The 26706-nt window shown below is 62.7% G+C and carries 30 protein-coding genes and 1 tRNA gene; 12 read left to right on the top strand and 19 right to left on the bottom strand.

Annotation, left to right across the window (positions count from 1 at the left end):
• Positions 1-200 precede the first annotated feature (200 nt).
• Positions 201-1538: an AAA family ATPase gene (locus ACXPWS_RS09305; protein WP_458712162.1), complete on the top strand. Its 1338-nt coding sequence runs from the start codon at positions 201-203 to the stop codon at positions 1536-1538.
• A complete protein-coding gene (locus tag ACXPWS_RS09300; RefSeq protein ID WP_458712161.1) occupies positions 1539-2399 on the top strand; it encodes a hypothetical protein in 861 nt (286 codons plus the stop codon).
• A 169-nt stretch (positions 2400-2568) separates the two neighbouring features.
• Here ACXPWS_RS09300 and ACXPWS_RS09295 read toward each other — a convergent pair whose 3' ends face one another.
• On the bottom strand, positions 2569-3387 hold the full coding sequence (locus tag ACXPWS_RS09295) for a hypothetical protein (protein ID WP_458712160.1): 819 nt from the start codon (positions 3385-3387) through the stop codon (positions 2569-2571).
• Between the two features lie 121 nt (positions 3388-3508).
• Between ACXPWS_RS09295 and ACXPWS_RS09290 the strand changes: the two genes are divergently transcribed.
• Positions 3509-4165: a hypothetical protein gene (locus ACXPWS_RS09290; protein ID WP_458712159.1), complete on the top strand. Its 657-nt coding sequence runs from the start codon at positions 3509-3511 to the stop codon at positions 4163-4165.
• 578 nt (positions 4166-4743) lie between these two features.
• Here ACXPWS_RS09290 and ACXPWS_RS09285 read toward each other — a convergent pair.
• From ACXPWS_RS09285 to ACXPWS_RS09265, 5 genes are all read right to left on the bottom strand, one after another.
• Positions 4744-5091 (bottom strand): hypothetical protein, encoded by a 348-nt coding sequence (locus ACXPWS_RS09285; protein ID WP_458712158.1) that lies wholly within the window; start codon positions 5089-5091, stop codon positions 4744-4746.
• Positions 5088-6386 carry a hypothetical protein gene (locus ACXPWS_RS09280; protein ID WP_458712157.1) on the bottom strand — a complete coding sequence of 433 codons (1299 nt, stop codon included), beginning with the start codon at positions 6384-6386 and terminating at the stop codon, positions 5088-5090. Before ACXPWS_RS09280 ends, ACXPWS_RS09285 begins: the two co-directional genes overlap by 4 nt.
• A gap of 86 nt (positions 6387-6472) precedes the next feature.
• Positions 6473-6781 (bottom strand): WXG100 family type VII secretion target, encoded by a 309-nt coding sequence (locus tag ACXPWS_RS09275; protein WP_458712156.1) that lies wholly within the window; start codon positions 6779-6781, stop codon positions 6473-6475.
• A gap of 77 nt (positions 6782-6858) precedes the next feature.
• Positions 6859-7995 carry a Fic family protein gene (locus ACXPWS_RS09270; protein WP_458713472.1) on the bottom strand — a complete coding sequence of 379 codons (1137 nt, stop codon included), beginning with the start codon at positions 7993-7995 and terminating at the stop codon, positions 6859-6861.
• Positions 7996-8108: 113 nt separating this feature from the next.
• Positions 8109-8876 (bottom strand): SDR family oxidoreductase, encoded by a 768-nt coding sequence (locus ACXPWS_RS09265; protein WP_458712155.1) that lies wholly within the window; start codon positions 8874-8876, stop codon positions 8109-8111.
• Between the two features lie 103 nt (positions 8877-8979).
• Here ACXPWS_RS09265 and ACXPWS_RS09260 point away from each other — a divergent pair, with 103 nt between their 5' ends.
• Positions 8980-9669, top strand: coding sequence for a DUF899 domain-containing protein (locus tag ACXPWS_RS09260; protein ID WP_458712154.1), 690 nt, complete (start codon positions 8980-8982; stop codon positions 9667-9669).
• Positions 9666-10136 carry an SRPBCC family protein gene (locus ACXPWS_RS09255; protein ID WP_458712153.1) on the top strand — a complete coding sequence of 157 codons (471 nt, stop codon included), beginning with the start codon at positions 9666-9668 and terminating at the stop codon, positions 10134-10136. The genes ACXPWS_RS09260 and ACXPWS_RS09255 overlap by 4 nt, the downstream gene beginning before the upstream one ends.
• A gap of 26 nt (positions 10137-10162) precedes the next feature.
• Here the strand turns inward: ACXPWS_RS09255 and ACXPWS_RS09250 are convergent, their stop codons facing one another.
• Together ACXPWS_RS09250 and ACXPWS_RS09245 are read right to left on the bottom strand one after the other, a co-directional pair.
• Positions 10163-10516, bottom strand: a complete 354-nt coding sequence (locus tag ACXPWS_RS09250; protein ID WP_458712152.1) for a nuclear transport factor 2 family protein — start codon at positions 10514-10516, stop codon at positions 10163-10165.
• 85 nt (positions 10517-10601) lie between these two features.
• On the bottom strand, positions 10602-11801 hold the full coding sequence (locus tag ACXPWS_RS09245) for a L,D-transpeptidase (RefSeq protein ID WP_458712151.1): 1200 nt from the start codon (positions 11799-11801) through the stop codon (positions 10602-10604).
• A gap of 189 nt (positions 11802-11990) precedes the next feature.
• Between ACXPWS_RS09245 and ACXPWS_RS09240 the strand changes: the two genes are divergently transcribed.
• Positions 11991-12066, top strand: a tRNA-Lys gene (locus ACXPWS_RS09240).
• A gap of 41 nt (positions 12067-12107) precedes the next feature.
• Here ACXPWS_RS09240 and ACXPWS_RS09235 read toward each other — a convergent pair.
• Both ACXPWS_RS09235 and ACXPWS_RS09230 read right to left on the bottom strand, forming a co-directional pair.
• Positions 12108-12671: a cation transporter gene (locus ACXPWS_RS09235; protein ID WP_458713471.1), complete on the bottom strand. Its 564-nt coding sequence runs from the start codon at positions 12669-12671 to the stop codon at positions 12108-12110.
• A 50-nt stretch (positions 12672-12721) separates the two neighbouring features.
• Positions 12722-13060, bottom strand: coding sequence for an ArsR/SmtB family transcription factor (locus ACXPWS_RS09230; RefSeq protein WP_458712150.1), 339 nt, complete (start codon positions 13058-13060; stop codon positions 12722-12724).
• A 240-nt stretch (positions 13061-13300) separates the two neighbouring features.
• Between ACXPWS_RS09230 and ACXPWS_RS09225 the strand changes: the two genes are divergently transcribed.
• Positions 13301-14020, top strand: a complete 720-nt coding sequence (locus tag ACXPWS_RS09225; protein WP_458712149.1) for a hypothetical protein — start codon at positions 13301-13303, stop codon at positions 14018-14020.
• On the opposite strand, the gene ACXPWS_RS09220 is transcribed toward ACXPWS_RS09225, so the two are convergent.
• Both ACXPWS_RS09220 and ACXPWS_RS09215 read right to left on the bottom strand, forming a co-directional pair.
• Positions 14021-15796: a cellulase family glycosylhydrolase gene (locus ACXPWS_RS09220; RefSeq protein WP_458712148.1), complete on the bottom strand. Its 1776-nt coding sequence runs from the start codon at positions 15794-15796 to the stop codon at positions 14021-14023. It lies immediately after the preceding gene.
• A gap of 619 nt (positions 15797-16415) precedes the next feature.
• Entirely contained in the window at positions 16416-16637 is a 222-nt protein-coding gene (locus ACXPWS_RS09215) for a DUF3618 domain-containing protein (protein ID WP_458712147.1), read from the bottom strand.
• Positions 16638-16729: 92 nt separating this feature from the next.
• On the opposite strand from ACXPWS_RS09215, the gene bcp reads away from it, so the two are divergent.
• From bcp to istB, 4 genes are all read left to right on the top strand, one after another.
• The gene (gene bcp / locus ACXPWS_RS09210) at positions 16730-17212 is read left to right on the top strand and encodes a thioredoxin-dependent thiol peroxidase (RefSeq protein ID WP_458712146.1); all 483 of its coding nucleotides are present in this window, start codon (positions 16730-16732) and stop codon (positions 17210-17212) included.
• A gap of 41 nt (positions 17213-17253) precedes the next feature.
• A complete protein-coding gene (locus tag ACXPWS_RS09205; RefSeq protein WP_458712145.1) occupies positions 17254-17910 on the top strand; it encodes a hypothetical protein in 657 nt (218 codons plus the stop codon).
• Positions 17911-18044: 134 nt separating this feature from the next.
• Positions 18045-19406, top strand: coding sequence for an IS21/IS408/IS1162 family transposase (locus ACXPWS_RS09200; RefSeq protein ID WP_458708835.1), 1362 nt, complete (start codon positions 18045-18047; stop codon positions 19404-19406).
• Positions 19403-20260, top strand: a complete 858-nt coding sequence (gene istB, locus ACXPWS_RS09195) for an IS21-like element helper ATPase IstB (RefSeq protein WP_458708836.1) — start codon at positions 19403-19405, stop codon at positions 20258-20260. The genes ACXPWS_RS09200 and istB overlap by 4 nt, the downstream gene beginning before the upstream one ends.
• Before the next feature lie 189 nt (positions 20261-20449).
• Here the strand turns inward: istB and ACXPWS_RS09190 are convergent, their stop codons facing one another.
• From ACXPWS_RS09190 to ACXPWS_RS09175, 4 genes are all read right to left on the bottom strand, one after another.
• Entirely contained in the window at positions 20450-21106 is a 657-nt protein-coding gene (locus ACXPWS_RS09190) for a hypothetical protein (RefSeq protein ID WP_458712144.1), read from the bottom strand.
• A gap of 36 nt (positions 21107-21142) precedes the next feature.
• Entirely contained in the window at positions 21143-21496 is a 354-nt protein-coding gene (locus tag ACXPWS_RS09185; RefSeq protein ID WP_458712143.1) for a type II toxin-antitoxin system PemK/MazF family toxin, read from the bottom strand.
• A 39-nt stretch (positions 21497-21535) separates the two neighbouring features.
• Entirely contained in the window at positions 21536-22141 is a 606-nt protein-coding gene (locus ACXPWS_RS09180; protein WP_458712142.1) for a Panacea domain-containing protein, read from the bottom strand.
• 352 nt (positions 22142-22493) lie between these two features.
• Complete coding sequence (locus ACXPWS_RS09175; protein ID WP_458712141.1) at positions 22494-22877, bottom strand: hypothetical protein; 384 nt, start codon at positions 22875-22877, stop codon at positions 22494-22496.
• Between the two features lie 503 nt (positions 22878-23380).
• On the opposite strand from ACXPWS_RS09175, the gene ACXPWS_RS09170 reads away from it, so the two are divergent.
• On the top strand, positions 23381-23647 hold the full coding sequence (locus ACXPWS_RS09170; protein ID WP_458712140.1) for a hypothetical protein: 267 nt from the start codon (positions 23381-23383) through the stop codon (positions 23645-23647).
• Positions 23648-24113: 466 nt separating this feature from the next.
• Here the strand turns inward: ACXPWS_RS09170 and ACXPWS_RS09165 are convergent, their stop codons facing one another.
• From ACXPWS_RS09165 to ACXPWS_RS09155, 3 genes are all read right to left on the bottom strand, one after another.
• Positions 24114-24569, bottom strand: coding sequence for a hypothetical protein (locus ACXPWS_RS09165; RefSeq protein WP_458712139.1), 456 nt, complete (start codon positions 24567-24569; stop codon positions 24114-24116).
• Positions 24570-24920: 351 nt separating this feature from the next.
• Positions 24921-25646: a hypothetical protein gene (locus ACXPWS_RS09160; RefSeq protein ID WP_458712138.1), complete on the bottom strand. Its 726-nt coding sequence runs from the start codon at positions 25644-25646 to the stop codon at positions 24921-24923.
• 148 nt (positions 25647-25794) lie between these two features.
• A complete protein-coding gene (locus tag ACXPWS_RS09155) occupies positions 25795-26040 on the bottom strand; it encodes a thioredoxin domain-containing protein (protein ID WP_458712137.1) in 246 nt (81 codons plus the stop codon).
• Positions 26041-26706 lie beyond the last annotated feature (666 nt).

Raw genomic sequence — 26706 nt, 5'->3', positions numbered from 1 at the left:
GTCCTCCAACGTCACTGAAGATGTCGCAACGACCTTGGGAACTCGTTTCGCCGTCGAATTGCCAAGGAGCGGCAAGTCCTGCCTACGTAGTCGACCAACCGTGGCACGCCCCCCGCTGCCGGGCTGTCACTGGTGGTGCGAACGACATCCCAGTGGTGTCGATGATTGTGCCGCATGTCGCAACCTGCAATAGTTGCGAGGTGGCGGATGAAACACCCTTGAAGTTGATCCATGCGCGAGTATCGGGAGTCTTGGGCTCTTACGACCACGAGATTAACTTTCCCCCTGAGAACGACTACATCATTATCTATGGCCCCAATGGCGTCGGAAAAACTAAAACCCTTGAGGTGATCGACGCCCTGTCTCGCCTTGATGGCAAGAAGCTGTGCCGCTTACCATTCTCATCTGCAGAACTTTATTTCACTGAGTCGTATCGCATTTCTGCTCTGAGCCGAGATGTGAGGTCAGAAGAAGAAAGTCCGCTTTCATTCAAACTTTTCAAGAGTCGCAAGAAGATCCACGAGTGGGATTTTATTGATCACGACACCACCGAATGGCTTGACGACAACACTCCATTTGTTCAAGTTGACGAAGATTTTTGGCAACACGTGAACACAAATCAACTGATTTCACAATCAGAATTGGAGTCGAGGTATGCATCACGACTCCAACCGATTTTCGGGGATCCTGCCCCATCCGGACTGCTGAAATTCGCAAAACGGACACCGTCAGTATTGATTGAAACTCAGCGACTGAGAGCCGTGTCGTTTACAAACCCCAAGTTCCGCATTTCTCCTCGGATGCGCCGAAAGAGGCCAGTTTCGCCCTCTAGGATTTCGGCACAAGCCGCAGAAATGCTGAATCTCATTGACCAGGCACAGACTGCTCATTCGCGAGTGACGCAAGAACGTGACCGGACCTTTCCGAGTCGAGTGGTACGCCGAGCCTCGACCAAAAGAGGCGGAAATGATCAAGAAATTCGCGATCGCTACGAGCGACAGAATGGGTTTCGCGGCCGCTTGGCGCGCGTAGTTCCGGTTCCACTCACCGATGATCTATCGCTTCCGGATGAGAAATTAGACGACTGGGCCTTACAGCTGCTTGACCTGTACCTCAGCGATGCTGAAGACAAACTTGAGCCCTTTGTGTCATTGCTAAGTCGGATAGAACTCCTTGAGGAAATTCTCAATCAGCGGCTTCTCCGAAAAAAGGTTGAGGTCAACGCTTCCAACGGGCTTAAAGTTGTCGATACGGATACACATCGGGAGATTCCCCTCGACTCGCTGTCGTCGGGAGAGCAGCACGAAATCATTCTGGTTTTCGACCTGCTTTTCGACGTTCCAGAAGGCGCTCTCGTGCTAATCGATGAACCTGAAATATCGCTCCACGTAGGCTGGCAGATGAAGTTTATTCCGGACGTACGTCGCATAGCCGAGCTTCGCGATCTGCGGTTCATTGTCGCGACTCACTCACCTCAGATCATTAATGGCGAATGGGATACGGCGGTGAGGCTTGGCCCGGCGGAGGCGGAGTTCTAAGTGCGCGAATTTCTAAACAGCGATACATTGTTCAACACAATCGCGATGCTTCGCAGCGGCACGGACGGTCTGATACTGGTCGTGGAGGGGTCAGACGATCGGCACGTCATTGAGCGTCACGTTCATCATTCGGTGACCGTCCTATGCGGGCAAGGGGGTAAACAGGAGCTTGTCGAGGCAGCGGCTTTAGTCGACGCGCGGCAAGTATCGAAGGTGCGAGTTCTGATCGACCGAGACTACGATAATCACAGCGGACCCGTTGAGCCTTATGCCGACTGCATCGTTGCATCGACAAATCACGACTTGGTGATGGACCTGTTGTTGGTGGACCTGGCAATCATCTATCGTGTTATCGACGCACACACCAGAGGTCCCGCCGTAATGCCGCGAGTACGCGCCGCCGATGTATTCGCGGAGGCGCTGATAATTGCGGCGAGGGTTAGCACCCTGCGAATGCTGAGCCTAAAGAACCGCTGGGACTTGAACCTCGCGAATTTTCCGTTTGGCCGATTTAGCGGCAGTAGACCCAACCCACAGGCGGTGGTAAGGCTAGCTCTCGAACGTTCGAAGCCGGGGCCAAAGCCAACGCCAGTTCTGAAGCAATTGCGCTCGGAGTTGAAGGCGAACGCCGACCGACTCGTCAAAGTCGTTGGTGACCACGATTTCTTCGGCGCAGTGGCATTCGTTCTTCGACGTAGCGGTTACGCAGGCATAGGAGAGTCGTCGCTTGCTGCCAGCTTCTTCGCTGCGGTCGACTGTTCTTCGGTCAGTAAGACTGACTGGTTCAACGACATTGAGGCGTGGTCCACGGGTGTGGAGAACGCGCCCTGCTTCGTCTGCCCCTGCGACTACGCAGCGTAATGCTGCCGTCTCATATTTACCGTTATGGGCTTCTCGAAAGCCGCAGCGAAACTAAGGGGCGCGAGAACGCTCCGCCCGGTAACCTCTTCGAGGCGGTCCGCATCATCGGCAGGCATCCGATGCGCAACGGACATTGCCAGCCCCGGTCTGTGTTTGATCCGCCGCGAGGCTATGGCATGACCTGATCAAGCACCACCGCTAGGTCGCGATTACTGAAGACAGCTACCACCGTCAGCGCCGGACGGTTGATGTTGAGTCGGATAATTTCATCAGGGGTTGCGCGTCGATATACCGAGATGTAGTTGTGCGCGCCGCTCATGTCGTCGTCCCATTCTTGCTCGTCAAGCCGATACAGCTTCTCAAGTTCAGCGCGACGTACGGCTCGACGCCACATCAAACCAACGTGCTTTTCGACATATCCCTCGATGGCGCTGGGGTCTACGGCCATGGTGAGTTCGTCAGAGTTGATCTGCAAGAGCTCGGCCGAGGTCCACGCAGGTAAGCAGCGAATATTCTCCATCGCGGAATCCGCATACAAGACGATGGGCGAATCGGTGTGCGCGCCACTCGGGCTAAGCATGTGCTGAAGTTGGGTTACTTGCGCCCTTGCTATGCGGACCAACTCCGCTTCCTCTGAAGTCGAGCAGGTCACACCTTCCGGGCTGCTTCCAGCGTCCATTTCCGCCAAGGCGACGCCCACCTGAGCGGCGGCATTCTGTGTCGTCGAAACGCCAGCGGACACCGACTGTTTTTCCAATTGCGCTAGAGAGGCGTCATCCTCTAGGAACCGGGCCGTCGACCCCGATTCGACGTTGCGGAACTCCAACGGATAAACGATCGCGACAAATCGGCCACTCTGCGTAATGACTGCCGGCATGCCGGATTGGTTGATGCTCTCAACCAGCTCTGCCGTATGGTGAGCCAGCTCTCGCATCGTGTATAGGTGAACTTGGTCGCCATCACTGGGTAATTCATGCTCAACGCTCATGGGACCAGAATGCATTGTCCTTGGCCGGCCCGCTGCGTCTTCTCTATCACTACGATGATCACCGGCCACTTCTCGAACCCAACGCGCAGCAACGAATGCCCACCTTTGACAGGATAATCACGTGGACTCCTTCCAATTCGTGTCCAACCTAGTGTCATCGCTTGCCTGGCCAGCGGTTGCCATCGGGCTGGTGATTTACCTTCGCACCGAGGTGCGAGGGGTTGCGCTGGCAATCGTTAAGCGAATCGCGGATCTCAAGAAGTTATCCGCTGGAGCTGTATCTGCGGAGTTTGAGAAAGCCGCTTCCGAGGTTGCACAGAAATCGGATGCCATCGCTGAAGCCGTTCAGCAGCAGGCATTACCTGCCACGGAAACCGAGAAACAGTCTGCCGAACCGGCACTCGCGCTTGAACGGCAAGACCGTGAGGAACGCCGTGAACAAAAGGTCAAACGCTTACTTGAGCAGGACCCCCGTGCTGTCGTGCTGCTCGAGTTTATCGAGATTGAGTCTTCGTTGACGGAGCTGTTCTCGGCTCGATACGGCAACAGGACCCCCAGAACCGGTTTCAGCAAGATGTTGAACCAACTTGTCCGCGACGGCGTGCTTGATGCGGATGTAGCGGGCGTATTGAACGACCTTGCTGCGCTGCGCAACGAGCTTTCGCACGAGCCTGAAGCAACAGTGACTGAAGAGGCGGCGCGCAGTTACGCGGAAGCCGCATCGATCGCTCAGAAACTTCTTGGCATCGCATTGCTCCGCGAAGGCGACGGAGCCTAATTCCGGTTCGCGGTCGGGGCGTCGCGAAAGGCTATGAACGAAGACACAAGAGAAGCAGCTTGCTCGTTCTGGACCTTCTCAAAACCAAACAATTGAGATCGTTCGGACACGATCCGCAGTGAACCAGGAACTCCGAGTTCGTCGTGTCGCAGAAGCTGTATCAGAATAGGTGTCTCACACTGACAACTTGTGCGACTGTTGAAACCCTGGGTGTCAGCAGGGCGACCGTTTACCGAGTTTTAGCAGCCCACAGCGACTGACGGAAGCGCCGGCTCCGGCTCTCGCTCGTCCTGTGCGATCCTCCGCCTACCGCGCTTGGGCGCTTGCACATCGCAGAGAACGGCGGCCTAAGGTCCTCTCTACCGACCTCGGCAATGCACTATTAGGATTGGTTCGCGGCCCGGTACGAGGCACTCTCCGCAATGCTTGTGCGTCTGCTGGATATGAGTGGTGTCCCTCAAGCCTTGTTTGAATCCGAAATTGTTCTGGTGCAACACGTTCGAGGTTGCGCGTGCAACAGACCCACCGCATCGAAAAGGCCAGGTACCCGTTCCTACGCGAGGCGGCCGTCCTTGTTGCTACGGGTCGTCAGCCGTTGAACCAAGCGAATTCCCTTGTGCCGCAGACGTACCCGTGCCGCCCTTAGAACCGCCCAGACGAATGATGGCGCAGAGCACCCCGAGTGCAACGATGACGGGGATAGTGACAAACCATAACGTCAGCACGAAAACGGGAGCAGCGAAGATGAGGTCCCACATCAGTAGACCGACGTGTTCGTTCGAGGATGTTGACGGTGGACGGTTTGACGCAAAAGCAGCCGAAATGAAAACGACGACGACCGCGACGACGTAAACGATGAATGCGGCCGCGAACAGGGACCAGAAGACCCTCCACGCAGACGGTTTGGCGAAATGGACGCGGCTCATCGTCCCGTACCTACGGTCGGGATGCTGCCCTGGAAAGGGTCAGTCAGCTGCGTCGTGTGCGATAGGAACGGATCATCGCCAAAGGGGTTGGCGTTCTCCAATTCCCACTTCCAGCCGGGCATGTCTGGTCGCACCGCAGGAATGGTCGCATCGCCGACCCAATGGTGCCGCGTGAGACTTGTACCTGGGCCATATTCGCTACCCGAGTTCGCCGGCGTCCACTGAAGCGTCTCCGGAGGAACACCTGCTCGGTACTGATAGGTCTCCATGCTCGGATAAATCGTCGTATTGCCGCCCAGCGCAACCACCCCGTCATCCTGTGGACTGAGAGTAACGCGCCCGTTCACGGTGACTCCCATCGCTGTGCCCGCTGGATTCTCATATGCGTCGGATGCGTCGTAGTCGATCGTCATGCGCCCATCCGGAGCCTGTACGACGTGGATATTTGGAGTCCCCGCCGCTGCGCCACCCCGTTGCCCATCGACGGCCGCCGTCGGGTTCTGACGGGCGACGACAATCCCGTTGTCGTAGTCCACGTACAGCGACACTCTCGAATCTTCAGGATCCGCCGTCGCGCTGGGACCCCGATTGTCACCAAAATTCATGGGGAAGAGTCGTTGATTTTGCAGGTCGGTCATGTCTTTCCACGTATTGATCACTTGATCGGTCGGAATGAAGAGATTCGTTCGGACAACCCCTTTGCCCGGTTGCGGGGTGATCCGCCCTGCAACAATTTGTGGCGGAACGCCGTTGTTCTTCGGAAGATAGCTATGCGGGTCGAGTGCCGCTGCCATTCTCCAATCGTTTGCAGTCATTGGCTCATATCCGTAGACCCGCTTGAACGCATCCTTCTGGTTGCGCGCACGCTCGCTGTCCTGATCGATGGGAATCGTGGGCGGACTGCCTGGTTGATCGGTTCCGTCGAGCAGGTTGAGCCCATGCGCCAATTCTCTGTCGATGACCTCCGCGGCAGCGAGGATCTGCTTCAGTGTGGTGGTGACATACTCCTGGTCGCTAGCGCTCACATCATCTGTCAATGGCTTGACGGCGCCAGTGTCCAGGTTGATAGAGAACTTGCCTTCGGCAAAGTCAAGGACGTGGCGTAGGAGCTGCTGAACACCTTCAATCTCGCTGGCGACCTGTCCGATCACTATGGACGATTCATGATGGGCTGCAGCATTATTCGCCAGATATGTGCCCAATTTGTCGAGGCTATCGTTCGCAGCTTCGGCCGCTTGCCCGCTCCAGGTGCTGTTTATCGGCAGGTGCTTGAGCGAACCCCTGATCTCGTCCATGGATCCGGCACGGTCACCTAGGGCGGTCTTCACGTCACGGACTGCGTGCGAATCCCAGCGCGCAACATCCGCGAGGGTCAACGACGTCACAGGCTGTCGCGCACCCGCAGGATGTGTGCGGCGTCATCTTCGTCCAACTTCTGGTAGCTGTGACCGATCCGACGGAAGGCGTCGCGGTGGCGTCCCAGTTCGGTACTGATGTGGTCTGTCACTGCCCGTAAATGCGTGAGCTTGCTTTGTAGTGCAATCCCTGACGAACCGACCCATCCTGGGCCTACCGACTCGATACTGGAATTTGCTGCTGAATGGATTCTGTCGTGGTCAGATTGGTGCATATCCAGATGATCAGCCGACATGAACAGATCAACAGGATCTACTTCCAATGGTTCCGTCATCGTCCCCCCTCAGAAACGGTATTCACTGCACTATACGAGCGAGGTTTCGGCAACGCCGCATGGGTAGCAGTGGACTGCTACCCGCGCCGCCCCGCCCGTTCCGCGAAGGCATCCAAACTGTCCAGCACCTCGGGCGCGCGCCAGGCTCGGTTACGGGTGCGGTCGGTGAACTCCTTGACCACACCAGCATCGATGAGCGGCTCCAGGTAGCGCGGCACATTGCCGATCAGGATGCCCAACTCTGCACTCAGCACTGCCGAATTGACGACCGGACGGCGCATGAGCAGGTCTGCGATCCTCCACACCGCCGAGTCGCGCCGAGCCGAGATCCTGTGAGTCCAGTCCGCCCGCACTGCGCGCAATTCGGCCACCAACTGGCGTCCATTCACGACCGCCAAGACTGCGGCCTCCGACATCCGCTCGATGATTGGTGCCGCATCGCCACCTCGAAATGCGGTCAATGCGTCGAAATACGCGCCGGTGTCGACCAGCAGCCCCGCCGACACCGGCACCGTCACCTGACGGGTGAGCCCCTTGTGTCGAAGCATGGCCTGTACCAGGGCGCGCCCCGTGCGACCATTCCCGTCCGGAAAAGGGTGGATGGTCTCGAATTGCGCATGGGCAATAGCGATGTGGATGAGCGCCGGGACGTCGTCGCGCTTGGTGAAGGTAATCAAGTCATCGATCGCGGCGGCCACCACTTCGTGGCGCGGCGGAACGAACAACGCGCCGACCGGTCCGTAGTTGCCACCGCCGATCCACACCTGCTCGGTGCGCCATCGCCCCGCGATGGCGGGCATTTGGTCAGCCATCAGCGCGTCGTGCATCGCGAGGATGGCGTCGGCGTCGATGTTGTCGGCAAGGTTGATCGCCGCCGTCATCGCCCGAGTGTTGGCCACGATCTCGGCGGCGTTGCGCTTGCCTGCCCCTTCACCCGGCAGCTCGGCCTCGGCGATCGCGCGCGCCGAGGCCGTCAGGTTCTCGATGCGGGAACTGGCAGCCGACTCCGAGCGCAACAGCAGCGCGGCGAACGGTGCGATCTCGTTGCCCAATTCAGCGTCAAAGCGGGTGATCTCACGACTCGCGTCGTCGGCGTCGGCCAGGACAGCGGACGCAACCGTGACGGCAAGGTCGGCGATCGGCGCGGTGACCGCCGCGCGATACGGCCCCGATTGTTTCCGCACCGCCTGCAGGTCCGGTGCGCCCGAGTTCATTTCCCAGCGCAGGGTCTCATACGAGACAGGCGGAACCGGTGCGCCAAGTGATGACACACCACCACGATAGCATCACTTATGAATTCAAGTGATGCTTGAGCCGACCGCTGACCTCAGTTCGCCGCCGGCGCCTTCTTGATCCGCGGCGACAGCTGCACGAATTCGGGCACCACACTGGGATTCTCGTACGCGGTGATGGCCAGCGACAGCAACGTGTTGGCGACGTCGTTGAGCGCGGCCATCCGGGCGGGCAGCTGCCCGTGCTCGACCCACGACTCGAACAGCTGGGCCAGCAGGTCGCGGTCGGCGCCGCGCAGGATCTCGGTGCCGTCGGTCGGGCAGATGCCCACCCGCAACAGGGACAGGTCCGGATGCTCGTTGCGCCACGAATGCATGATCTCGTCCAGCGCGGCCTTGCTGGCGTTATAGGCGGCCACCCCGGCGCGCGGGCGCCCGACATCGTGACTCGAGGCGATCAGCACCACGCCGTTCTCCGACAGGTGCGGCAGCACGGCACGCAGCACGTTGTTCGCGCCAAGCGCGTTGACCGCGAAGGCGTGCACCCAGGTGGCGGCATCGGTGTCCTCGATGTGCGCAAGAGGCGCCACGGTGCTGGTGATGACGACGGCGTCCAGACCACCGAGGGCCTCGGCCGCCGCGTCGACGGCTTGGGTGATGCCGGCCGGGTCGGCCACATCGAGTTCGAAGGCCGCTCCCCCGACGCTCTCGGCCAGGCTGGTCAGCAGCTCGAGCCGCCGCGCCGCCACCGCCACCTTGGCGCCGCGGCCGGCCGCGCTGGTGGCCACGGCGTGGCCGATGCCGGATGACGCCCCGACCACCAGGAGTCGCAATCCAGCGGCGTCGGTGCGTCGATCAGTCATTCTCATCCTCGTTCATCGTCGGTTAGGCCACCCTTAGACAGGTCCGTAATCCCGGACAGTACCTTCGCGATGAGTTCGGGGTGTGATCCGGGTCAACACATCCATGACGACTTCAGCCAAACCACCGGTGGTCGACCACCAGACCTGGCGCGCCGCACTGGACGATCTGCGGGTCCGGGAAAAGGCCGCCACCCGCGAACTGGACGCCATCGCCGCTGCGCGCCGGCGCCTGCCGATGGTCGAGTTGCCCAAGTACGTGCTCACCGGCGAGGACGGCCCGGTGTGCCTGGCCGAGGTGTTCGACGGCCGCTCGCAATTGATCACCTACCACCACATGTGGACCGACGGCGCGCCGTGGCAGTGCGGCGGCTGCACCGGGTTCACCTCGCAGTTCACCCGCCTGGACTTCCTGGACAACTACGACGCCCGCTTCGTCGTCGTCACCAACGGGCCCATCGACGAGGCGCTGGCCTACCGCAAGCGGGTCGGCAACAAGATGGCCTGGTACTCGTCCGCGGGGTCCACCTTCGGCGCCGACGTCGACGCACCACCCGGCGGCGGATTCGCCGTGAACGTGTTTCTGCGCGACGGGGACACCGTCTATCGGACCTGGCACACCAACGGCCGCGGCACCGAGCAGCTCAGCCACAGCTTCGCCCTGATCGACCTGCTGCCGTTCGGCCGGCAGGAGGAATGGCTCGATTCACCGGCCGGCTGGCCGTCCCGGCCCACATACTCGGGCTGGCTGGACAGTCCGGACATCGCCCGCATCTATGGAGAGGAAGTCGAATGACCGAGCGTTACACCGTCACCCGGACCATCCCCGCACCGCCGAGCGAGGTTTTCGCGTTACTGAGCGACCCGGCCCGGCACCGTGACACCGAACCCGGTGATTGGGTGCGCGACGCCATCGATCCACAGCCCATCACCGGCGCCGGTCAGATATTCGCGATCAACATGTTCCTGGACAAGGCCGGTGGCCATTACGTGATGCACAACCTGGTCGACGAGTTCGACAAGGACCGCACCATCGGCTGGCAGCCCGGCCAGCTCGACGACGCCGGGCAACTCGCCCCGGGCGGCTGGTGGTGGCGCTACGACCTGGCCCCCAACGGCGAGAGCACCGATGTCACGCTCACCTACGACTGGACCGGCACCCCTCAGGAGTTCCGCGACGCGATCGGCGGCATGCCGCCGTTTCCGGAAGAGTTCATCAGCGAATCGCTTGCCACCCTGGAGCGTTCGGTCACCGACGGGTAGCCCGCGGGACCGGGCGGAACGGGAATTCAGCCCGGCACCTTGTCCAGGAATCCGAGCACGGTCTGGATCCGGCCGCCTTCGTCGGTGGACAGCACGTCGAAGCCCACCACCACCGGATCGGCACCGCGGGGGCCCAGGCCCCACTGGAAACGCGCGTGCCGGTGGTGCGTGTCGGGCCCGCTGACCAGGCTGAAGACGAACCCTGGAAACTGCGTGTGCACGGCGCCGATCGCGGCGCAGATCTCGTCATGGCCACTCACCTCGGCGAGCGGGTCGACATAGCGGGCGCCGGGCGCCCAGTGCTGGTCCAGCAGTGCCCGGCGCGCGGGCTCGTCGGTGGCGTTCCAGGTGTTCAGGTAGGCGGTGACGGTGTCGACCATGGGTAAGCCTTTCGTGGAATCGGACTGGTACGGAACCAGACTCGCTGCCGATCCGCGGCTTGTCGATTACCCCCGAGGTAACCGTTCAGGCGCTGGCGTTGCCCGACTTCCACTGCTCCCACGGGATGTTCCAGTCACCGAGGCCGTCGGTGCCCGGTAGCGGCGACCCGACGGTCCCGACCACCTCGACGATGTCGCCGCGCTTGGTGTTCTCGTAGAACCATTGGGCATTGCTGGTGCTGACGTTGAGGCAGCCGTGGCTGACATTGCTGTAGCCCTGGCTGCCGACCGACCACGGCGCGGCGTGCACGTAGATGCCGCTGTAGGACATCTGGGTGGCGTAGTCCACCTCGGTGCGATATCCGTTGGGCGAGTTGACCGGAACCCCATAGGTCGAGGAATCCATGATGAGGTGCGAGAACCGGTCACCGATGATGTAGGTGCCGTTGTTGGTCGGCGTGCTGTTCTTGCCCATCGATGTCGGCATGGTCTTGACCACCTCGCCGTTGCGCCGGACGGTCAGCGTCTTGGTGGCGTCGTCGGCCGTGGCGATCACCTGGTCGCCGATGGTGAAGTGCGAGCTGACGTTCTCCTGCCCGAACAGTCCGTTGCCCAGATCCACCCCGTAGGTGTTCACCTCCACCGAGACGGCGGTTCCGGGCTTCCAGTAAGCCGCTGGGCGCCAACGCACTTCGCGGTTGCTCAGCCAATAGAAGGCGCCCTCGACGCGTGGCGTGGTGGTGACCTTGATGGCCTTCTGCGCCGCGAGGCGGTTGGCGATGTTCTCGTCGAACCGGATGGCCACCGGTTGCCCGATCCCGACCACCTCCCCCTCACTGGGCAGCAGGTAGGGCATGGTCAGGTTCCGCGGCGAGTGGGTCTCGAACGTCATCTGCCGGCTCGCCTCACCGCCGAGTCCCAGCGAGCGCGCGGTCAGCGTGTACCGGGTGTTGTAGTCCAGCGGATCGGTCGTGGACCAGGTCAGGCCGTCCCGGCTGAGCTTGCCCGCGATGGGCGTGCCTTCGGAGTCGACCATGCTGACCGCGCCCAGCACACCGTCTTCGGCGCTGACGGTGACGGGGGCGTCGACGGTGACGCCGACCGCTCCGTCGGTGACCGAGGCGTTGAGCTTGGGTACCAGCAGGTCACTGAACGGGGTGCCCTTGTCGGCGATGGTCTGCGGCACGGGAGGCGCCTGGTCGGTGGAGCAGGCCGCCAGGACAACGACCGAGGCCAACACGACCGCCAACGACTTCACCCGGCGCGCACCTGTGACCTGCACCATTTCCCGCTCCACCCGATCAGCGCCGCGCATTCGCAGCAACTTGCCAGCATTCTATGGGAGTCGGCGCGACTGGGCCCAGCGGCTGAGACCGCGCTCAGCCGGCCCTCGACGCCGTCGCGGGGGCGTCCGCACCCCGTCCTTCATGCGGATTTCACCTCGCCGCGTGGGGCCTGTTATTGTTCCTCACGCGCGCCGTTAGCTCAGTTGGTAGAGCAGCTGACTCTTAATCAGCGGGTCCGGGGTTCGAAACCCTGACGGCGCACCACGCAAAATCCCTGCTTCGGCAGGGCTTTTGTCGTTTCGGGGTCAGTGCGGGCAACAGCCGTCGCCGCGCCAGGCCCGCCGACCCTCGTTGACGGCGATCACCGCGATCACCAGGCCGGCGATCGGGTCGGCCCAGGACCAGCCGAACAGGCTGTTGACCACCAAGCCGGCCAGCACCACCGCCGACAGGTAGGTGCACAGCAGGGTCTGTTTGGAATCGGCGACCGCCGAACGCGAGCCCAATTCCCGCCCGGCCCGGCGCTGGGCATAGGACAGCGCCGGCATGATCACCAAACTCGCTGCGGTCAGGGCGATCCCGATGGCCGAATGCGCGACGCCGCTCACCCCTCGCAACGATTGGATCGCATCCACGGTGACATAGGCGGCCAGCCCGAAGAACGACACCGCGATGATGCGCAGGGCGGTCTTCTCCCGGGTCTCGGGATCGGGTGCGGCGAACTGCCACGCCACCGCGACCGCCGACGCGACCTCGATGACCGAGTCAAGACCGAATCCGAGCAGCGCCGTCGACGAGACGCGGGCGCCTTCGGCGATGGCCACGACGGCTTCGATCACGTTGTAGGAGATGGTCATCGCGACGAACATGCGGATGCGGCGGGCCAGTAGGGCGCGCCTGCCGTCGGTCACCGCGGATGTCACCGGCACCCGCACTTCCGGCCGTCCGCATCCACGCACGTGCACTTCGGGTCGACGGCCAGCACCAAACCCATCAGGTCATCCAGGGCGCGGCCGATGCGCCCGTCGGCGAGTTCGTAGCGCATCCGGCGGCCCTCGGGCACCGCGGCCACCAAACCGCACCCGCGTAGACAGGTGAGGTGGTTGGACAGGATCTGCCGTGAGACGCCGATCTGCTCGGCGAGTTCGGATGGGTAGCCGGGCGCGCGGTTGAGGCTCAACAGGATTCGGGCGCGCGTGGCATCGGCCAGCGCGTGCCCGAACCGGGCCAGCGAGTCGGTGTGCGTCACGGTCTCCATCGGACAAACGGTACAGCGGATTGTGTATCCAGAAAAGGTTGGATCAATAGGCGCTTCGCACCAGAATTAGCCGAAGGCAATCGGTGCGGCTACACCAAAATGTGACAAAAGCCGCGCAGCGCTGCGCGCTCTGCCATGATGCTCAGTGCAGCAGCGAATTAATTGACGTTAGCCACAATTATTCGCCCTGTCAACGGGGAGTCGGGGTGCCACAACGCAGGCCACCGGGAGGGATGCTCTGTGACACACCCTGGCGTGCGCTGGTCTCGAGGCGTCATTCCCCTGCTCCTGGTGGGTGCCGCCATGGTGGTGACCCACCGCGAACAACCGCCTGCGGCTCCCCCGCTAACACCAGCGGTTGCCGCCACACCTGCACCACCGGCGCCTGTCGGGTTGGTCCCGCCGGCCCGCGTCGGCCCGCCGGTACCGGCCGTCGCCGCCGCGCAGCGGCCTGCCGCACCACCACCCGCGCCGCCTGCCACTCGGGTGCCACCCCCACCTGCGGCCCCACCGCCGCCGCCCCTACCTGTGCCTGCGCCCGTCGCACCCGTCCCGCCGGCGCCCCCCGTCGTGGTCGCGGCCGCGCCACCGCCGAACCCCCCGGCCCAGCCACCGCTTCCCGTCGTGGCCGCCGCGCTGCCGGGCCCGCCCGACGGCCAGGACCCATGCGTTCTGACACTCGAACAGATGCGCACGATGGTCGCCTCCGCCTATAGCGGGACGATTCTCAGCAAAGCCACCTACGGACCGGGCTGCACCTTCCCGCTGGACGCCGGACCGGAACTCAACATCACCTTCCCCGCTCCTGCCGGCCGCCCGAATCCGGCTCCTGCGCCACCCGCACCGCCCCCGCCGCCGGGACCCCCGCTGACGACCAACCTGCTGACCGACGAGGTGATGGTCGCGGTGCTCACCGGTGTCGGCGATTACGGGTTCCACGCCGGAACCGGCCTCACCTGACTACGCCGCGGGCTCGCTCGCGGCCTGGTCCGCCGGCTCAGATCCCGCCTGGGCGTCGCCGGACGCCGCCACCGGCGTCCTGACCGGCTCCGGGTGGGTTTGCGGCGCCTGGTGCGCCCGACGCGGACGCTTGGGGACGACCTTCCGGTGATCGGCGGGCTTTGTCGCCTCGCCGGCTTTCTCGTCGGAGGCGGTTGCCGACGGCTCACTCGTCGCCGGATCGGCTTGCGGAGCCGTTTCCGGGACCGCGTCGGGAACCGAAACGCCCTTCCCGGTCGGCTCGATACCGGCGGCGGGAACGTCGGTGTCGATCTGGCGCTTACGCGAATGCCGTTCGCTCACAACCACTTTTGTCTCGGTGGCCACACCTCCGGCAGTTTGGGCAGGGGCGGCGCCGGCCGGCACCGCGCGGGCCGAGGCAGGCACGCTCGACGATGCCGCCGGGTGGATCACGCGTTTGATGCCGTTCACCATGTTCGCGGTGGCCTGCGCGATGCCCTGCACCACGCCCCGGACCACCGACGCCGCGAAGCGAACACCGGCGCCGATCGCTTTGCCGACGGCCTGGACGACGGTTCTGACCACCGTGGCGGTCGCCTGCACCAGATTCTTGGCCGCCGACGCGACGCCGTGGACGGCCGATCGCGCCGCCGTCGCCAGCCATTGCACCGCTGTGGAGATCGCCTGCAGCACCGGGTTGCCCGGCGTGGGGGGATCCGTCGGGCCCGGGCCAAGGGAGGCGATGTAATCGGCGACCACCTGCAGCGCTTGCTTCGGGTCCCAGTTGGTGTAGTACAGGCCGAGATTGTCGGTGGGGTTGGCTTGGCCCGAATCCGTGTCCCGGAGGGTGTAAAGGAACATGGGGCCGGTACCGGCAATGGTCGGCCAGGTATCCAGGAAGTCCTGCAGGAAGTCGGCCTGCTGCTGTTCGGAATACTGCGAAGTGGTGGGCTCGCCGTATTCGGTGGCCCATACCTTCAATCCGCCATCGCCGTAGGTGGCCATGAGTTGGAGGATCTGTTGCAGTTGTTTCAGCGGTGAGCCGGCCTGACTGGATCCCTCCGAGAAATCCAATGTGTAGTCATAGGGATGAAACGAGAGCGCGTCGAAATAGCCATGAGCACCAGCCGTGTACATGCCCTGGACGAAATCGACTGGATTCATCGCGGCATTGCCCTCCGACAGACCCGCCCCGACCACCGCGCCGATCACGGTGATATTCGCATCGACGGCCTTGATGACGGGATAGGCGGCCTGCAGCAGAGCGGTATAGCCGGCCGGGTCCACCGGATCGAGGAAATTGATCGCGTTCGGTTCGTTCCATATCTCGTAGGTCGAAATCTTGCCCACATATCGGGTGGCCACCTGCTGCGCAAAAGTCGCGAACACGTCGGGATCCGGCATCCCGGCAAGATAGGGCGTCCCCGCCCACGCAGGCGTTTCGCTGAGCACACCGAGGATTCCCATGTTCATGCCGGTGGCCTGTTGGACGATGTAATCCACGGTGTCCCAGTCGAAGTTGCCCTGCGTCGCCTCGATGCCCGCCCACGGGATGCTGATGCGCACATTTTTGACTCCGAGGCTCTGCATGGCCGCGAGTTCGGCGTCGATATCGGTCGTCGACAGATTCGTCAGATTGGAATCGGCGATGCCGACGGTACCGGGGGCATCGCCGATCGCGACGACCGGCGCTATGGCGAGGGAAACCGCGCGTACAGGCGGCGTGAACAGCTGACCGGCCGCACCACAGAACAATGCCGAGGTCAGCACGGTCACCACCACTGTCGTGACAATTCGCCGATGAATTCCGCCAGTCCGTTCGGTCATGTCCGCACCCCGCCGATTCATCGCTATTTGTCAACGATTCTTCGCTGAGGCTAATCGGCAATCCGGCCGACAACCGGTGAATTCACACAAATGATTAGCTCAGTCGGAAATACCGGCGACCGCATTCATCCCGAATTAACCCGAGTGCCACGCCAACGGTGCTACGGTTGCCGCCTACGTGGTCGTCAATATTTTGTTCCGGTCGCCGCACAGCTCGTAGGAATGTGCTGGATCACCCGAAGGATTCGCTGCGAACTTCGCCGGCTTATACAAAAAGCCAGGTAAGAGGCTCTCAAACCGCGTGCCGGAGTATGGGCGACCGTGATAGCCTCAAGTTAGCTGTACGCCGTGGGCCACCCGCTCCGGCGAACAATCGGGGGACGAAGCGAGGTATTAGCTGATGCGAGGCGGAAGTGCACCGCGGACGCCGGAGGTCATCGGCCACGATGGCGCGGCGCCCAGCAACGGCGCGGTCGTCGTCGTCAGCTGTAGCCGCATCGGTATGACGGCGAACCCGCCCCGACTCACCCTCGCCGACTGGTTCCGCCCTCGCCGCCGTCGCTGACGGTCAGCGGCGCCGCATTCGGCGGATCACCAGCACCACCACGACGGTGCCGACCACCGACGCCACCACGACCGGTTTCTGCACAAAGGCCAGCACCCGCGCCTTGGCATCGTCAGCCAGGCGCTGCGGATTGGCCCGCACAGCCAACTGATCCACTGTCGAGGCAAGCTGATCGCGCGCCTGGTCGATATCGCGCTTGATGCTATCGGGATCCCGGTCGGCCACTGTGCCCCTCCATGTTGTCGCCTTGCCGCACTACCCTAGAGCAGCCGCAGCCAAGTCCGCTGCACCGGTCGACGAGAAGGACGTAACCAGGTATGCCTCAAACCCCGCGCCTCGCCGCCGGCGACAAAGCGCCGGCCTTCAGCCTGCCCGACGCCGACGGTAAGACCGTCAAGTTGTCCGACTTCAAGGGCCGCAAGGTCATCGTGTATTTCTACCCGGCGGCGTCGACTCCCGGCTGCACCAAGCAGGCCTGCGACTTCCGGGACAGCCTCGCCGAACTCAACGAAGCGGGCCTGGACGTCATCGGCATCTCGCCCGACAAGCCGGAGAAGCTGGCCAAGTTCCGGGACAACGAGGGCCTGACCTTCCCCCTGCTGTCGGACCCGGACAAATCGGTGCTCACCGCGTGGGGTGCCTTCGGCGAGAAGACGATGTACGGCAAGACGGTGCAGGGTGTCATCCGCTCGACGTTCGTCGTCGACGAGAAGGGCAACGTCGAGGTGGCCCAGTACAACGTCAAGGCTGCACATACGGCAACAAAAATCCAGCAGATCATCAAGCAAGTCACCGGCTAATGCCTGAGAGCGAGGGAAGGGTCTCGCGACTCTTCTCACACGTGAGCAAGGCCGAGTCGCTTGTGGCGCTCATCGTGGGAAGCGTCGCCCTAGTCGGCCTGATTGTCGGAGGATTGAAGTGGGTTGGCGGCGAGTCGTCCCAGGCAGAGAATCACCCTGACATTGCCGGTTGGGGTCCAGATCGAGAAACGTTCACAATCGAGAATCCGGCGCCGCGGCCAGTGTTGAACTCAATCGTGAACAATCCGGCGTACGGAGATACCCGAAACTTCGCACACGTCCGCCTGGCCGACTTCACGAACGCAACGTACGCAGACAATGTCAGTGCATCACCGGGCGATGTGATTGTCCTTTACGCGGTCGTTGCTAACGACTGCGCGGACAACGTGTGCGCCGAGGGCGACAACTTGATGCGAGGACTTGAGATGTCACTCGACAATCCTTCCCGTGGCACTCAACTCCCATTCAGTGTGCACGTTCGCGCGGCCAACGCGCAGGAGGTCTGGGACGGAGCGACCGTCCGCGCTACTGCGCCAGCCCGACTAGAGCTAGTCGATAACTCCTGCACGATGCACTCGGCAGATGAGTCCTTCCCCCTCGACTCAGGCGCGCTGTCCCGAGGCGGATGGATGAAGCTCGGGGAGTTCAAACAGGATGGTGAGTACCCGGTAGGCAGGACGCCCACAGGCATGGTGTGACCGCGCTCGCTGAAATTCCCCACTGACGCTCATCGAAATTCCCCACCCGTGTGGCTCCGCCGAGAAGGGCGGGCCTCCCTCGATGCTGCTGGTGTCTGACGCCAGTAGCTCCGTCGAAGGAGGCCCGCTTTCTCATGCTCACATGGGAGGACGACATGGAAGTACACGCCCTACGAAAACGCGGTTGGTCGATCTCTGCGATCGCCCGCCACACCGGCTTCGACCGCAAAACGGTCCGCAAGTATCTGGCCGGCGGCGCCGAGCCCGGGGTGCGGGCGCGGCCGGGCCCGGATCCGTTTGACCCGTTCGTCGACTACGTGTCGGCGCGACTGGTCGAGGACCCGCATCTGTGGGCCCGCACCCTCTACGACGAACTCGAAGACCTGGGTTTCGGGCTGTCGTATCAGAGCCTGACCCGCAACATCCGCACCCGTAGTTTGCGCCCGGACTGCGAAGCCTGCCGCACCGCCACCGACCGGCCCAACGCGATCATCCCGCATCCACCGGGTGATGAAACACAGTGGGACTGGCTGGAATTGCCCGATCCACCAGCATCGTGGGGCTGGGGCAAGAAAGCCTTCCTGTTGGTCGGATCCCTGGCGCACTCTGGGAAGTGGCGGGCGGTGCTGTCACCATCGATGGATCAACCGCACCTGGTCGCGGCCATCGACACGATCTGCCGCGGCCTGGGCGGCCTGACCCGGGTGTGGCGGTTCGACCGGATGGCCACGGTCTGCGATCCAGGCTCGGGGCGGGTGACCGCCTCGTTCGCCGGGGTCGCCAAGCACTACGGGGTCTCGGTGGCGATCTGCCCCCCGCGACGCGGCAACCGCAAAGGTGTCGTGGAGAAGGTCAATCACACCGCGGCGCAACGTTGGTGGCGCACCCTGGCTGACGACATGACCGTCGAGGCGGCCCAAGCCAGTGTGGATCGCTTCGCCCGAGTCCGTGGCGACACCAGGATGCGCTTGACCGCCGACGGGCGGTCCTCGGTGGCGGTGGTGGCCAAGGCTGAGCCGCTCAGGCCGGTGCCGGCGGTGCCGTATCCGGTGATTGTCTCCGAGGCCCGGACCGCTTCGCGGCAGGCTTTGGTGTCCTACCGCGGCAACCGGTACTCGGTGCCTCCGGAGCTGGCCGCTGCCGAGGTGAGGGTCAGTCATCCGATTGGTGGTGAGTACCTCGACGTCGCCACCACGAGCGGGATCGTGATCGCTCGGCACCGGATGGCCGCCGACGGATTGGGGGTGATGGCCCGGGACAGCGGGCACGTCGTCGCCCTTGACACCGCTGCGATGGCCACCGCGACCGCAGGCCGGCCACACCGCCGCAAGGAACGCATCCCAGCCGGACCGGCCGCTAAAACAGCTGCCGCACAACTCCTTGCACTCCGCGACGCGGGTACCGGTATCACCGAATCCGCAATGCCATCAACCGATTCCACTGTCATCGATTTGTCCGCCTACGAGCGGGCCGCTCAGAAAAGGACCTTGCAATGACCCCCACCACCCGCACCCCGAAAGCCACCGCCCGCACCACCGACACGCAGACACCGACGGCCGCGGCCAGCCGCTATCAGCAGCTGCGTTCCCATCTGGCCGAGCTCAAACTCACCGCCGCTGCCGAGGCATTGCCGTCGGTGCTCGACGCGGCCACCGCCGAGGGACTGTCACTGACAGTGGCCCTGGAACGGCTGCTCGCCGTTGAGGTCGATGCCAGCACCGCCAGGCGGCTGGCGGGGCGGTTGCGGTTCGCCAGCCTGCCCACCCCCGCGACGCTGGCTGATTTCGATGTCGATGCCGCCGCCGGCATCGACCGCGCCCTGATCGACGAGCTCGGCACCTGCCGCTATCTGGAGTCGGCGACCAACGTTCTGCTCATCGGGCCACCCGGGACAGGCAAGACGCACCTGTCAGTCGGATTGGCAAGGGCCGCAGCCCACGCCGGTTATCGTACCTACTTCACCACCGCTGCCGATCTGGCCGCACGATGTCACCGCGCCGCCATCGAAGGACGCTGGGCCACCACCATGCGGTTCTACGCCGGACCCACACTGCTCGTGATCGATGAACTCGGCTACCTTCCGCTACCCGCCGAGGCAGCCTCCGCGTTGTTTCAAGTTGTCTCCCAACGCTATTTAAAGACCAGCATCGTCATCACCACCAACCGCGGGGTAGGCGCCTGGGGTGAAATCCTCGGCGACACCACCGTCGCCGCCGCCATGCTCGACCGCCTCCTGCACCGATCCGTGGTCATCAACCTCGACGGCGAGTCCTACCGGCTACGCGACCACCACGCCGCCGCCGACACCCTCCGCCGAGCCGCCACCGGAACCCGCCAACCACTACACTGACCGATGCTCACAGGTGGGGAATTTCAGCGAGCACAGTTGAGGATTTTCGGCGAGCGCGATCAGGTGCGGGGCGCGGGGTACGTCACGTGCCGATTGAAGGTTGTTGCGACCTGATCCCGGCCATTGCATTGACGTTCCGTCATAGGCCAACAACAAGTTTGATAACCGCGATGCGCATCGAAGACGACTTCACTTGGAGGGGGATAGCTCGGACGACGTGGCAGTAGTCGGCGTTGACACCTGTGGAGCAGGGACGACCGTTGTCTTGACTTCGTCCCACCCTGCGACGAGTGCAATCCACAGGATTGTCGCTACAAGCCCGCCGACAATCCCCACAAACCACGCGTTGGTTACCACGCGGCTAGTAGAGCCCGAAGGGAATTCTTCGGGCGGCGGTGTAGCACTCCATCCAGCGGCGTTCTGTCGCGTCAACTCCGATTCGATCTCGGTTCGTACGCGGTCCATGATTCCCGCTATAGCGTCTGTGTCTGGACCTTGCATGTGTAGGACCACCTCGACAGGTTTTTCTGGTTTGGTGCGGTAGTCATAGTCCTTTTTGATAACAAGGCTGAAGTCGCAGAAGGGCCGCCTCAACACAGAAAGAATCAGGTTGAACGGGGTCTGGTAATTGAGTAAGACCGCTTTGATAGGGTCTGGCACTCTCCTAGCAGAGGACTCTAAATCTTTAGCTTTCTTTATTCGAGTCGATTTGCTGGATAGAGCGTATCCGTCCGATTGCAGATACCACTTTGCATTCCTATGCAAAGAAATAGAAAGCACACGCATCGCAGCGACAGGGTCCGGAGTTTCGGCCGTCCACTCGTGGGTTCGCTCCAGCTCATACACAGCTACCCAGTCTAGTTGTGCAGTACGACCGAGCCTCTAGAGCAGGCCGATCATCTCAACTACAAGCTCTTCCAGCCGCTTGCGTGGATCACCCTTCAACTCCCCCAGAAAGTCGCCGCCCAGGAGGACCGCCTTATCGAGTGGCTGGATGGCGGGAACCCTAATCCAACAATCTTCCGGCAGGTTCCCGCTACCCTTCGGAGCCTCAACGCAATACTCCGTCGCATGGTTCTCGTCAGTCGACGTTGGACATCCGACGACATACCGCCACTGATGATTACTGCACACCTCGCGGTTGCTCAGAACAACGAAGAATCGGGCTTTCGTCGTGGCGGGCCGGCCGTCCGGGTCCGGGTGCAAGCGCAGGTCGGTATCACGAACTTTGTACACACCCCTGTACTGAATACGACTCAGGTCCACGTACCCGAGCTATCCCAGCAAGCCGATAGAGCTGGCGGATCGGAGATCGTCCCACGCACCGATCTCCTGCACGATTCCTGCATCCCCGACAGCTTGGCGAGCGGGCTCGCCACGTTCGTCACGGCGCTTCCGCAGCCGATTCATCGAGCGTCGAATCTTCGGCGATTGGAGGTCGGTGAAGTAATTCTCGATTTCCTGGTCGGAGATCTCGATGTGATCCGTGCCCGGAACGTAGACCCGCTCCCACGGACTCTCAGGGCGGTGCACATCGTCCCACAACTCCGCTACCGACCAATCGCCATAATCCGTCCAGGCCTGCTCCAAAACCGCTAGCTCGTTGGCCGCGATCTTGGTTGCCAACCGGGGCAAGTCGACACGCACGTTGGCGATGGGCCCCGAACCATAGTCGCTAAAAGCTCGGTAGACAGGCGGGCACACTGGACCGTGCTCCCACGCTTCAAATCCTGCTCTGAAGAGTGGTTTCCCGTATCGACTCAAGTATTCGCCATGTGCGTAATACAACAGCTTTTGGACCTTGAAGTTGGTCAGGGGGCGACCCGAGTCCTGAGCGACGGCGATCAGCCACCGAGCAGCATCAATCGGTTTTGCAACCACTAGTGCGCCACCCCCTTGACCACTCCATCGCCGTCGACATGACATTAGTGTAACTATCCGACACATACGCGCAGTTAGGCGCGCCACCTCGCGGGCTCTATCGGAACGTCCGGCTGCGACAGCCACCAACGGAACCAATCCGCCGAGACGAACCCAGCGGATGCCAACACATCACCCGCAAGATTGGGATCAACCCTCCGTGCGGCGAGCCACGTTCGCACTCCTGCATAGAGTTCGTAGAGCCCGTTGTCGCTGTACCAGCGGTCAGGGTCGCACAGCTCCACCGGAAGCCGACCCGCCAGTACCGAGGGGTCGCAGGTCGCCGTCTCGCTCCCCCACCTCTTCGGAGACCTCACGCCTGGTCCCATCGCGCGGCGGCACCCATCTTGCCAATCTCACTGCGGGTCAGCTTGCCGTCGCCGTCGTCGGGCAATCGCAGCGACTTGAGCATCGCCAGGAGTGTGCTCTGATTCTTGCGGAGGTCATCGACTTCGGGCATCGAGACTGGTTGACCGTTGTACCCGGATACGCGAGTATCCGGTCCAGCCTTGCGGACCAACCGCCGTAGACGTTCGATCTCGTCGGTGAGGTAGCACGCCTCCTCGACAACAATCCGCGTCTCTGGGCAGCCGTCGAAGTTGGCGGCGGCATGCAGCTCGCGCCACAGCCGTTTGCCGCGCGCCTTGAGGCCGGTCGGGTACTTCGGGATGGTCGGTTGTTCGTCGTTTTCGGGCATGTTTTGCCTACTTTCTGGCCTGTTTGGGCCGGTTCTTGGCCGTTTCTGACCTGGTGATTTGCGGCGGGAGCACAACCGGATTCATTGCTTGACCTGCGACGACCACCGTCAGGCCGATTCAGGAAAACCGGGGAGATGCCTAGGCATCGGAACGCGGAGACGCATTACCAGCCGGTCCCAGGGGCGCGGGGACAGGGGTACACCCCCCTGGGGTAGGCACCCGACCCAGCAATGCCAGCGAGTGCCCGACGCACCCCGTCTAACATGCACACACCCCAATGCCGGCCGAGCGCCCCAGCGAAGCCCAGCGCACGCCCACACCCCGGCACACCCCCGCCCAGTGCCTCCTGCTGCCGCACCCCTCCCCGGCGCCCCCCAAGCGGACAGGACAGCCCTAGCGGGCACACCCCACCCCTGTGTTACTGCGACTGCAAGCGACAGCCACTTTGAAAATACATTTGTGCGATGTATCTTTGTGTTATCTCCGACCGAAAGGTGTTGCCGTGAACTGGAATCTGGCAAGCGAGCTGGCACACAAGCTGCCCACTGTTGATGCGGTGTGGACATTCTCGTCTCCGCCCGGTTGGTACTTGTCAGCCGACGAATCGGAGATGCCCGTCTTCTGGGACGGTAGCCAGATGCACGACCCCGCCGGGGAGTTCCAGGAACGCATCACTGAGCTGCTCATCCCTCACCTGGAGGAGATGTTCAAGCAAGGATTTCTGGCGGGAGCTGCTACCGCACAACAGAATCAGGACGTTGTCGCGTGACGACTCGTTACCTATCTCGCGCAGAAGTGGCCGAGCGGATAGGTGTCGCGGCAAGCACATTGAGCCGATACAAGCTCCCCGAGCCTGATTGCATGATCGGGACTACAAGAGGTTGGTTGCCCGAGACCGTGGACGCTTGGAATGCGTCCCGGCCGGGCAGAGGTCGCGCGTGGAGCGACGAGTGAGCAAGGCTTAGACCCTTTGAATCTCACTCCACCGTTCCTTCGGGAATCCGTCTGTCATCGCCCGGCGATAGGTGTCCCTGAACGCCCGCCGGAACTCGGTTAACGCATCCGAATAGGCCACCGCTGCCGCCCACAGATCCGCTGTGTAGCTGCCACCCACCTCGCGGCAAACGGACTCAGTCTTGGCTAGCTCTTTATCGACCACGCCGCATTGCACTGAGCAGCAACGGTATTGGTGATTGCGAACCTCCCTATCGCAACCCTCACGAGCACACGCCCTTTTATCTACTGCCATTGACCGTCGCACCTCCTCCGAGCCCTCGGACCGCAGCGGCCAGGATGCCAGCGCCGTTCAGAGGAACCCCAGCACCCGATGAGTTCCAGGATTGCGAACTCGTCTCGCGCTTCCCGCCACGGAACGCCTCTATGAGGGCCTCTTGAGCGGAGAGACCCTGCTGACGCTCTGCCTCCTCCTGGGCTTCGCGGTCAGCTTGGTACTTTCCCGTTCGAACATCCCGGTTGAAGTCCGCCAGATCTTTGATTGCCGCGCGGTGCTCATCCGCCGCCCGCTGGCGTTCCGCCGCCTGCATCTCCGCCGAATCGGGTAGGTACTTGCCGAATCCCTTGCCTTCCAACGTCCGAAGCCAATGAACCTGCGAAGGCGATAGTTCTTCCGGAGCCTTGGCCGGAACCTCTCGGTTGAGCATCCGAGTCAGTTTCTCCACGAGGTCGCTCACGCTGCAACCCCCTGCACTTCGCCAGCCTCGACAGACGACCAGAGCCGGTCATCGCCACGGATCACGGACATGTCCGTGTGAAGTCCTACGGGCGGTGCGGGTCGTTCGTACCGACGCATCCATAGATCCCGCTGGAGATCGACGTCACCGTGGTGCCAGGGCACTTTCGGGGTGTCGCCCTGGGCGATGATCGCAGCGTGGTACGCCTCACGGTTGGATAGGTGCTTCTGGAATGCGGCTTCACGGGCCGCGAGTTCAGTCTGTGTGGTCATTTGATGTAATTCCTTGGGGTAGAGAGTGAAACGCCCCCAGCGTCGAACTGGGGGCGCGTAGCGGGTGTGCGGGCAATCGTTAGGTGAGGCTCTGACGGATCTCCCGCAGCTCCCGTGGGGGGTTGATCCTGAACTCGATCCCCTCGCGGGCAGCGGCCAGGTAGACACCGTTCACCGCGCGTTCAGCGTCGGTAGCGTCCCAACCAGATCGCTCCGCAGCCTCATCAAGCACTCGTAGCTCGTCGTACGTCGTGGGGTGCAGGACCCGCAACACCGGCTCGATGCCGCCGCCCAGACCTGGGACACCCGAGCAACTGGACACCCAGTCAGCGAACTTATCCAGTTCCGCCGCTGCCGATTGGGCCTCGGCGAATGCCTTCACAACGCCTGGACCGCCGGACACCAACGTCTCGTTACCCAACGGGTCGGGCAGCCTCCGCGCAGCTTTGACGTACGCCTCCGCGTGCCGGGTGAACTCGGGTGTGAGCTGTTCGATCATGCTTGGCACGGCGTCGGCTGCCAGCGACACCACACGGCGGGCGGTGTGGTCCACGATGCGCGACTTCGCTTCCGAGACCGGGCCGGGGCCCCTTGGAATCTTGACAATTTCGCCTGCCAATTCGTCAATCTTGGCCGCAGCATTGTCGACGGTGACGGACTTGAAGTCGAACACCGGTTCGCCGGGAACCACAACTGCCAGTGCCGCCTTGAACACGTCGATGGCGACTGCGAGGTCGTCGGGCAACGTAACGCCCAGATTGCTCCACCCAGCGATGTTTCGAGCGTAGATGTGATAGTCGAACATGAATCTCCTTCTGTTGGTTGGTAATGCGATCAGCGGAAGCTGTCTCGCTGTTGCTGCTCACAGCACGGCGTGCAAGTGCGCAGACGACAAAGGCCACCCGGCAAGGGGTGGCCTCGTTTAGGTGCCCAGCGTCGACGCTGAGCGAGTTTCATCGCTTCAGCGGGTTGTTGCCGTGGTAGCCGCTGGCGAGCATCTCAGCGAGCGTTCTTACGTTGGGCCGGTTGACGACATCGACGCCGAGCGATTCCAGCACGGTGACAAGCTCGATGGCCGCGCGCTGGCGCGTACGGTAGGCGACGTTCTTCGCCTTTCGGCACCGTTTGCACCACCCGTCCGCGTCACGGTCGGCCGATGATCGGATCTCGTGCCCCTGCGGGCACACGGTGAAGATCACACGTTCACCTCCAGTCTTGGTTGTTTGAACAGGAATTAGGCACGACGAAAACACCCCCGGCTTTCATGGCCGGGGGTGCTAAGTGTTGGGGCTCATGGTTGGGAGCCAGCGGTCCGCCTCTTGCCCAGGAGGCAGCCGTGCGAAGCGGACCGCCGTCTCAACCGGCGGAGGGGTCACGGCAGGAGAACGAATCCGCCGAGGTGGTCTTCCCCTCTACCAGTTACGGGGTTTCTGTGACACCCGTGGCCCTCCGCTTCGCTCTGCTCTTTCGTTGCCGTTCGGCCGCAGCGCGGCGCGTGCATTCCGCAGTACCGCAACGCTTCGCAGGTCGCCCACCCTTTGGCCGGAACTCCCCGCGCAACCACAAGCCCCGAATGAGGCACCAGTTGCAAGCACACGAACTCCACCCCTCAGTCCCAGGCAGGTGCCCAACTTCGCAGACCCATTCGTCGGCGGGCGCGTGTAAGGCGCTCCCGCACAGTTCGCAAGTGCTGCGCCACAGAGTCTTTGGCCGATCACCTAGGTCTCTCACCATGAACCCGTGCCCGGACTGGACCAGGTCGCCGGGTGCCATGAGCGCGAACATCCGTTCCGGGTCGCCGTTGCCGTCTAGCCGGAACTTGACCGGCGTGAGCCGGCCTACGTCGTCACCGTCGTGCCCCGCTT

The sequence above is a fragment of the Mycobacterium sp. BMJ-28 genome, assembly GCF_054404835.1.
Note: the sequence above shows the minus strand (reverse complement) of the source record. Positions and strands in the feature narration are given on the sequence as shown.

Excerpts from the sequence above, each read along its gene's own strand:
- ACXPWS_RS09245 (WP_458712151.1), bottom strand. The coding sequence starts at position 11,801 with ATGGTGCAGGTCACAGGTGCGCGCCGGGTGAAGTCGTTGGCGGTCGTG.
- ACXPWS_RS09285 (WP_458712158.1), bottom strand. The coding sequence starts at position 5,091 with ATGAGCCGCGTCCATTTCGCCAAACCGTCTGCGTGGAGGGTCTTCTGG.
- ACXPWS_RS09250 (WP_458712152.1), bottom strand. The coding sequence starts at position 10,516 with ATGGTCGACACCGTCACCGCCTACCTGAACACCTGGAACGCCACCGAC.
- bcp (WP_458712146.1), top strand. The coding sequence starts at position 16,730 with ATGCCTCAAACCCCGCGCCTCGCCGCCGGCGACAAAGCGCCGGCCTTC.
- ACXPWS_RS09260 (WP_458712154.1), top strand. The coding sequence starts at position 8,980 with ATGACGACTTCAGCCAAACCACCGGTGGTCGACCACCAGACCTGGCGC.
- ACXPWS_RS09275 (WP_458712156.1), bottom strand. The coding sequence starts at position 6,781 with ATGACGGAACCATTGGAAGTAGATCCTGTTGATCTGTTCATGTCGGCT.
- ACXPWS_RS09255 (WP_458712153.1), top strand. The coding sequence starts at position 9,666 with ATGACCGAGCGTTACACCGTCACCCGGACCATCCCCGCACCGCCGAGC.
- ACXPWS_RS09160 (WP_458712138.1), bottom strand. The coding sequence starts at position 25,646 with ATGTTCGACTATCACATCTACGCTCGAAACATCGCTGGGTGGAGCAAT.
- ACXPWS_RS09235 (WP_458713471.1), bottom strand. The coding sequence starts at position 12,671 with ATGTTCGTCGCGATGACCATCTCCTACAACGTGATCGAAGCCGTCGTG.
- ACXPWS_RS09230 (WP_458712150.1), bottom strand. The coding sequence starts at position 13,060 with ATGGAGACCGTGACGCACACCGACTCGCTGGCCCGGTTCGGGCACGCG.
- ACXPWS_RS09280 (WP_458712157.1), bottom strand. The coding sequence starts at position 6,386 with ATGGACGAGATCAGGGGTTCGCTCAAGCACCTGCCGATAAACAGCACC.
- ACXPWS_RS09265 (WP_458712155.1), bottom strand. The coding sequence starts at position 8,876 with ATGACTGATCGACGCACCGACGCCGCTGGATTGCGACTCCTGGTGGTC.
- istB (WP_458708836.1), top strand. The coding sequence starts at position 19,403 with ATGACCCCCACCACCCGCACCCCGAAAGCCACCGCCCGCACCACCGAC.
- ACXPWS_RS09295 (WP_458712160.1), bottom strand. The coding sequence starts at position 3,387 with ATGAGCGTTGAGCATGAATTACCCAGTGATGGCGACCAAGTTCACCTA.
- ACXPWS_RS09270 (WP_458713472.1), bottom strand. The coding sequence starts at position 7,995 with ATGAACTCGGGCGCACCGGACCTGCAGGCGGTGCGGAAACAATCGGGG.
- ACXPWS_RS09175 (WP_458712141.1), bottom strand. The coding sequence starts at position 22,877 with ATGCCCGAAAACGACGAACAACCGACCATCCCGAAGTACCCGACCGGC.
- ACXPWS_RS09200 (WP_458708835.1), top strand. The coding sequence starts at position 18,045 with ATGCTCACATGGGAGGACGACATGGAAGTACACGCCCTACGAAAACGC.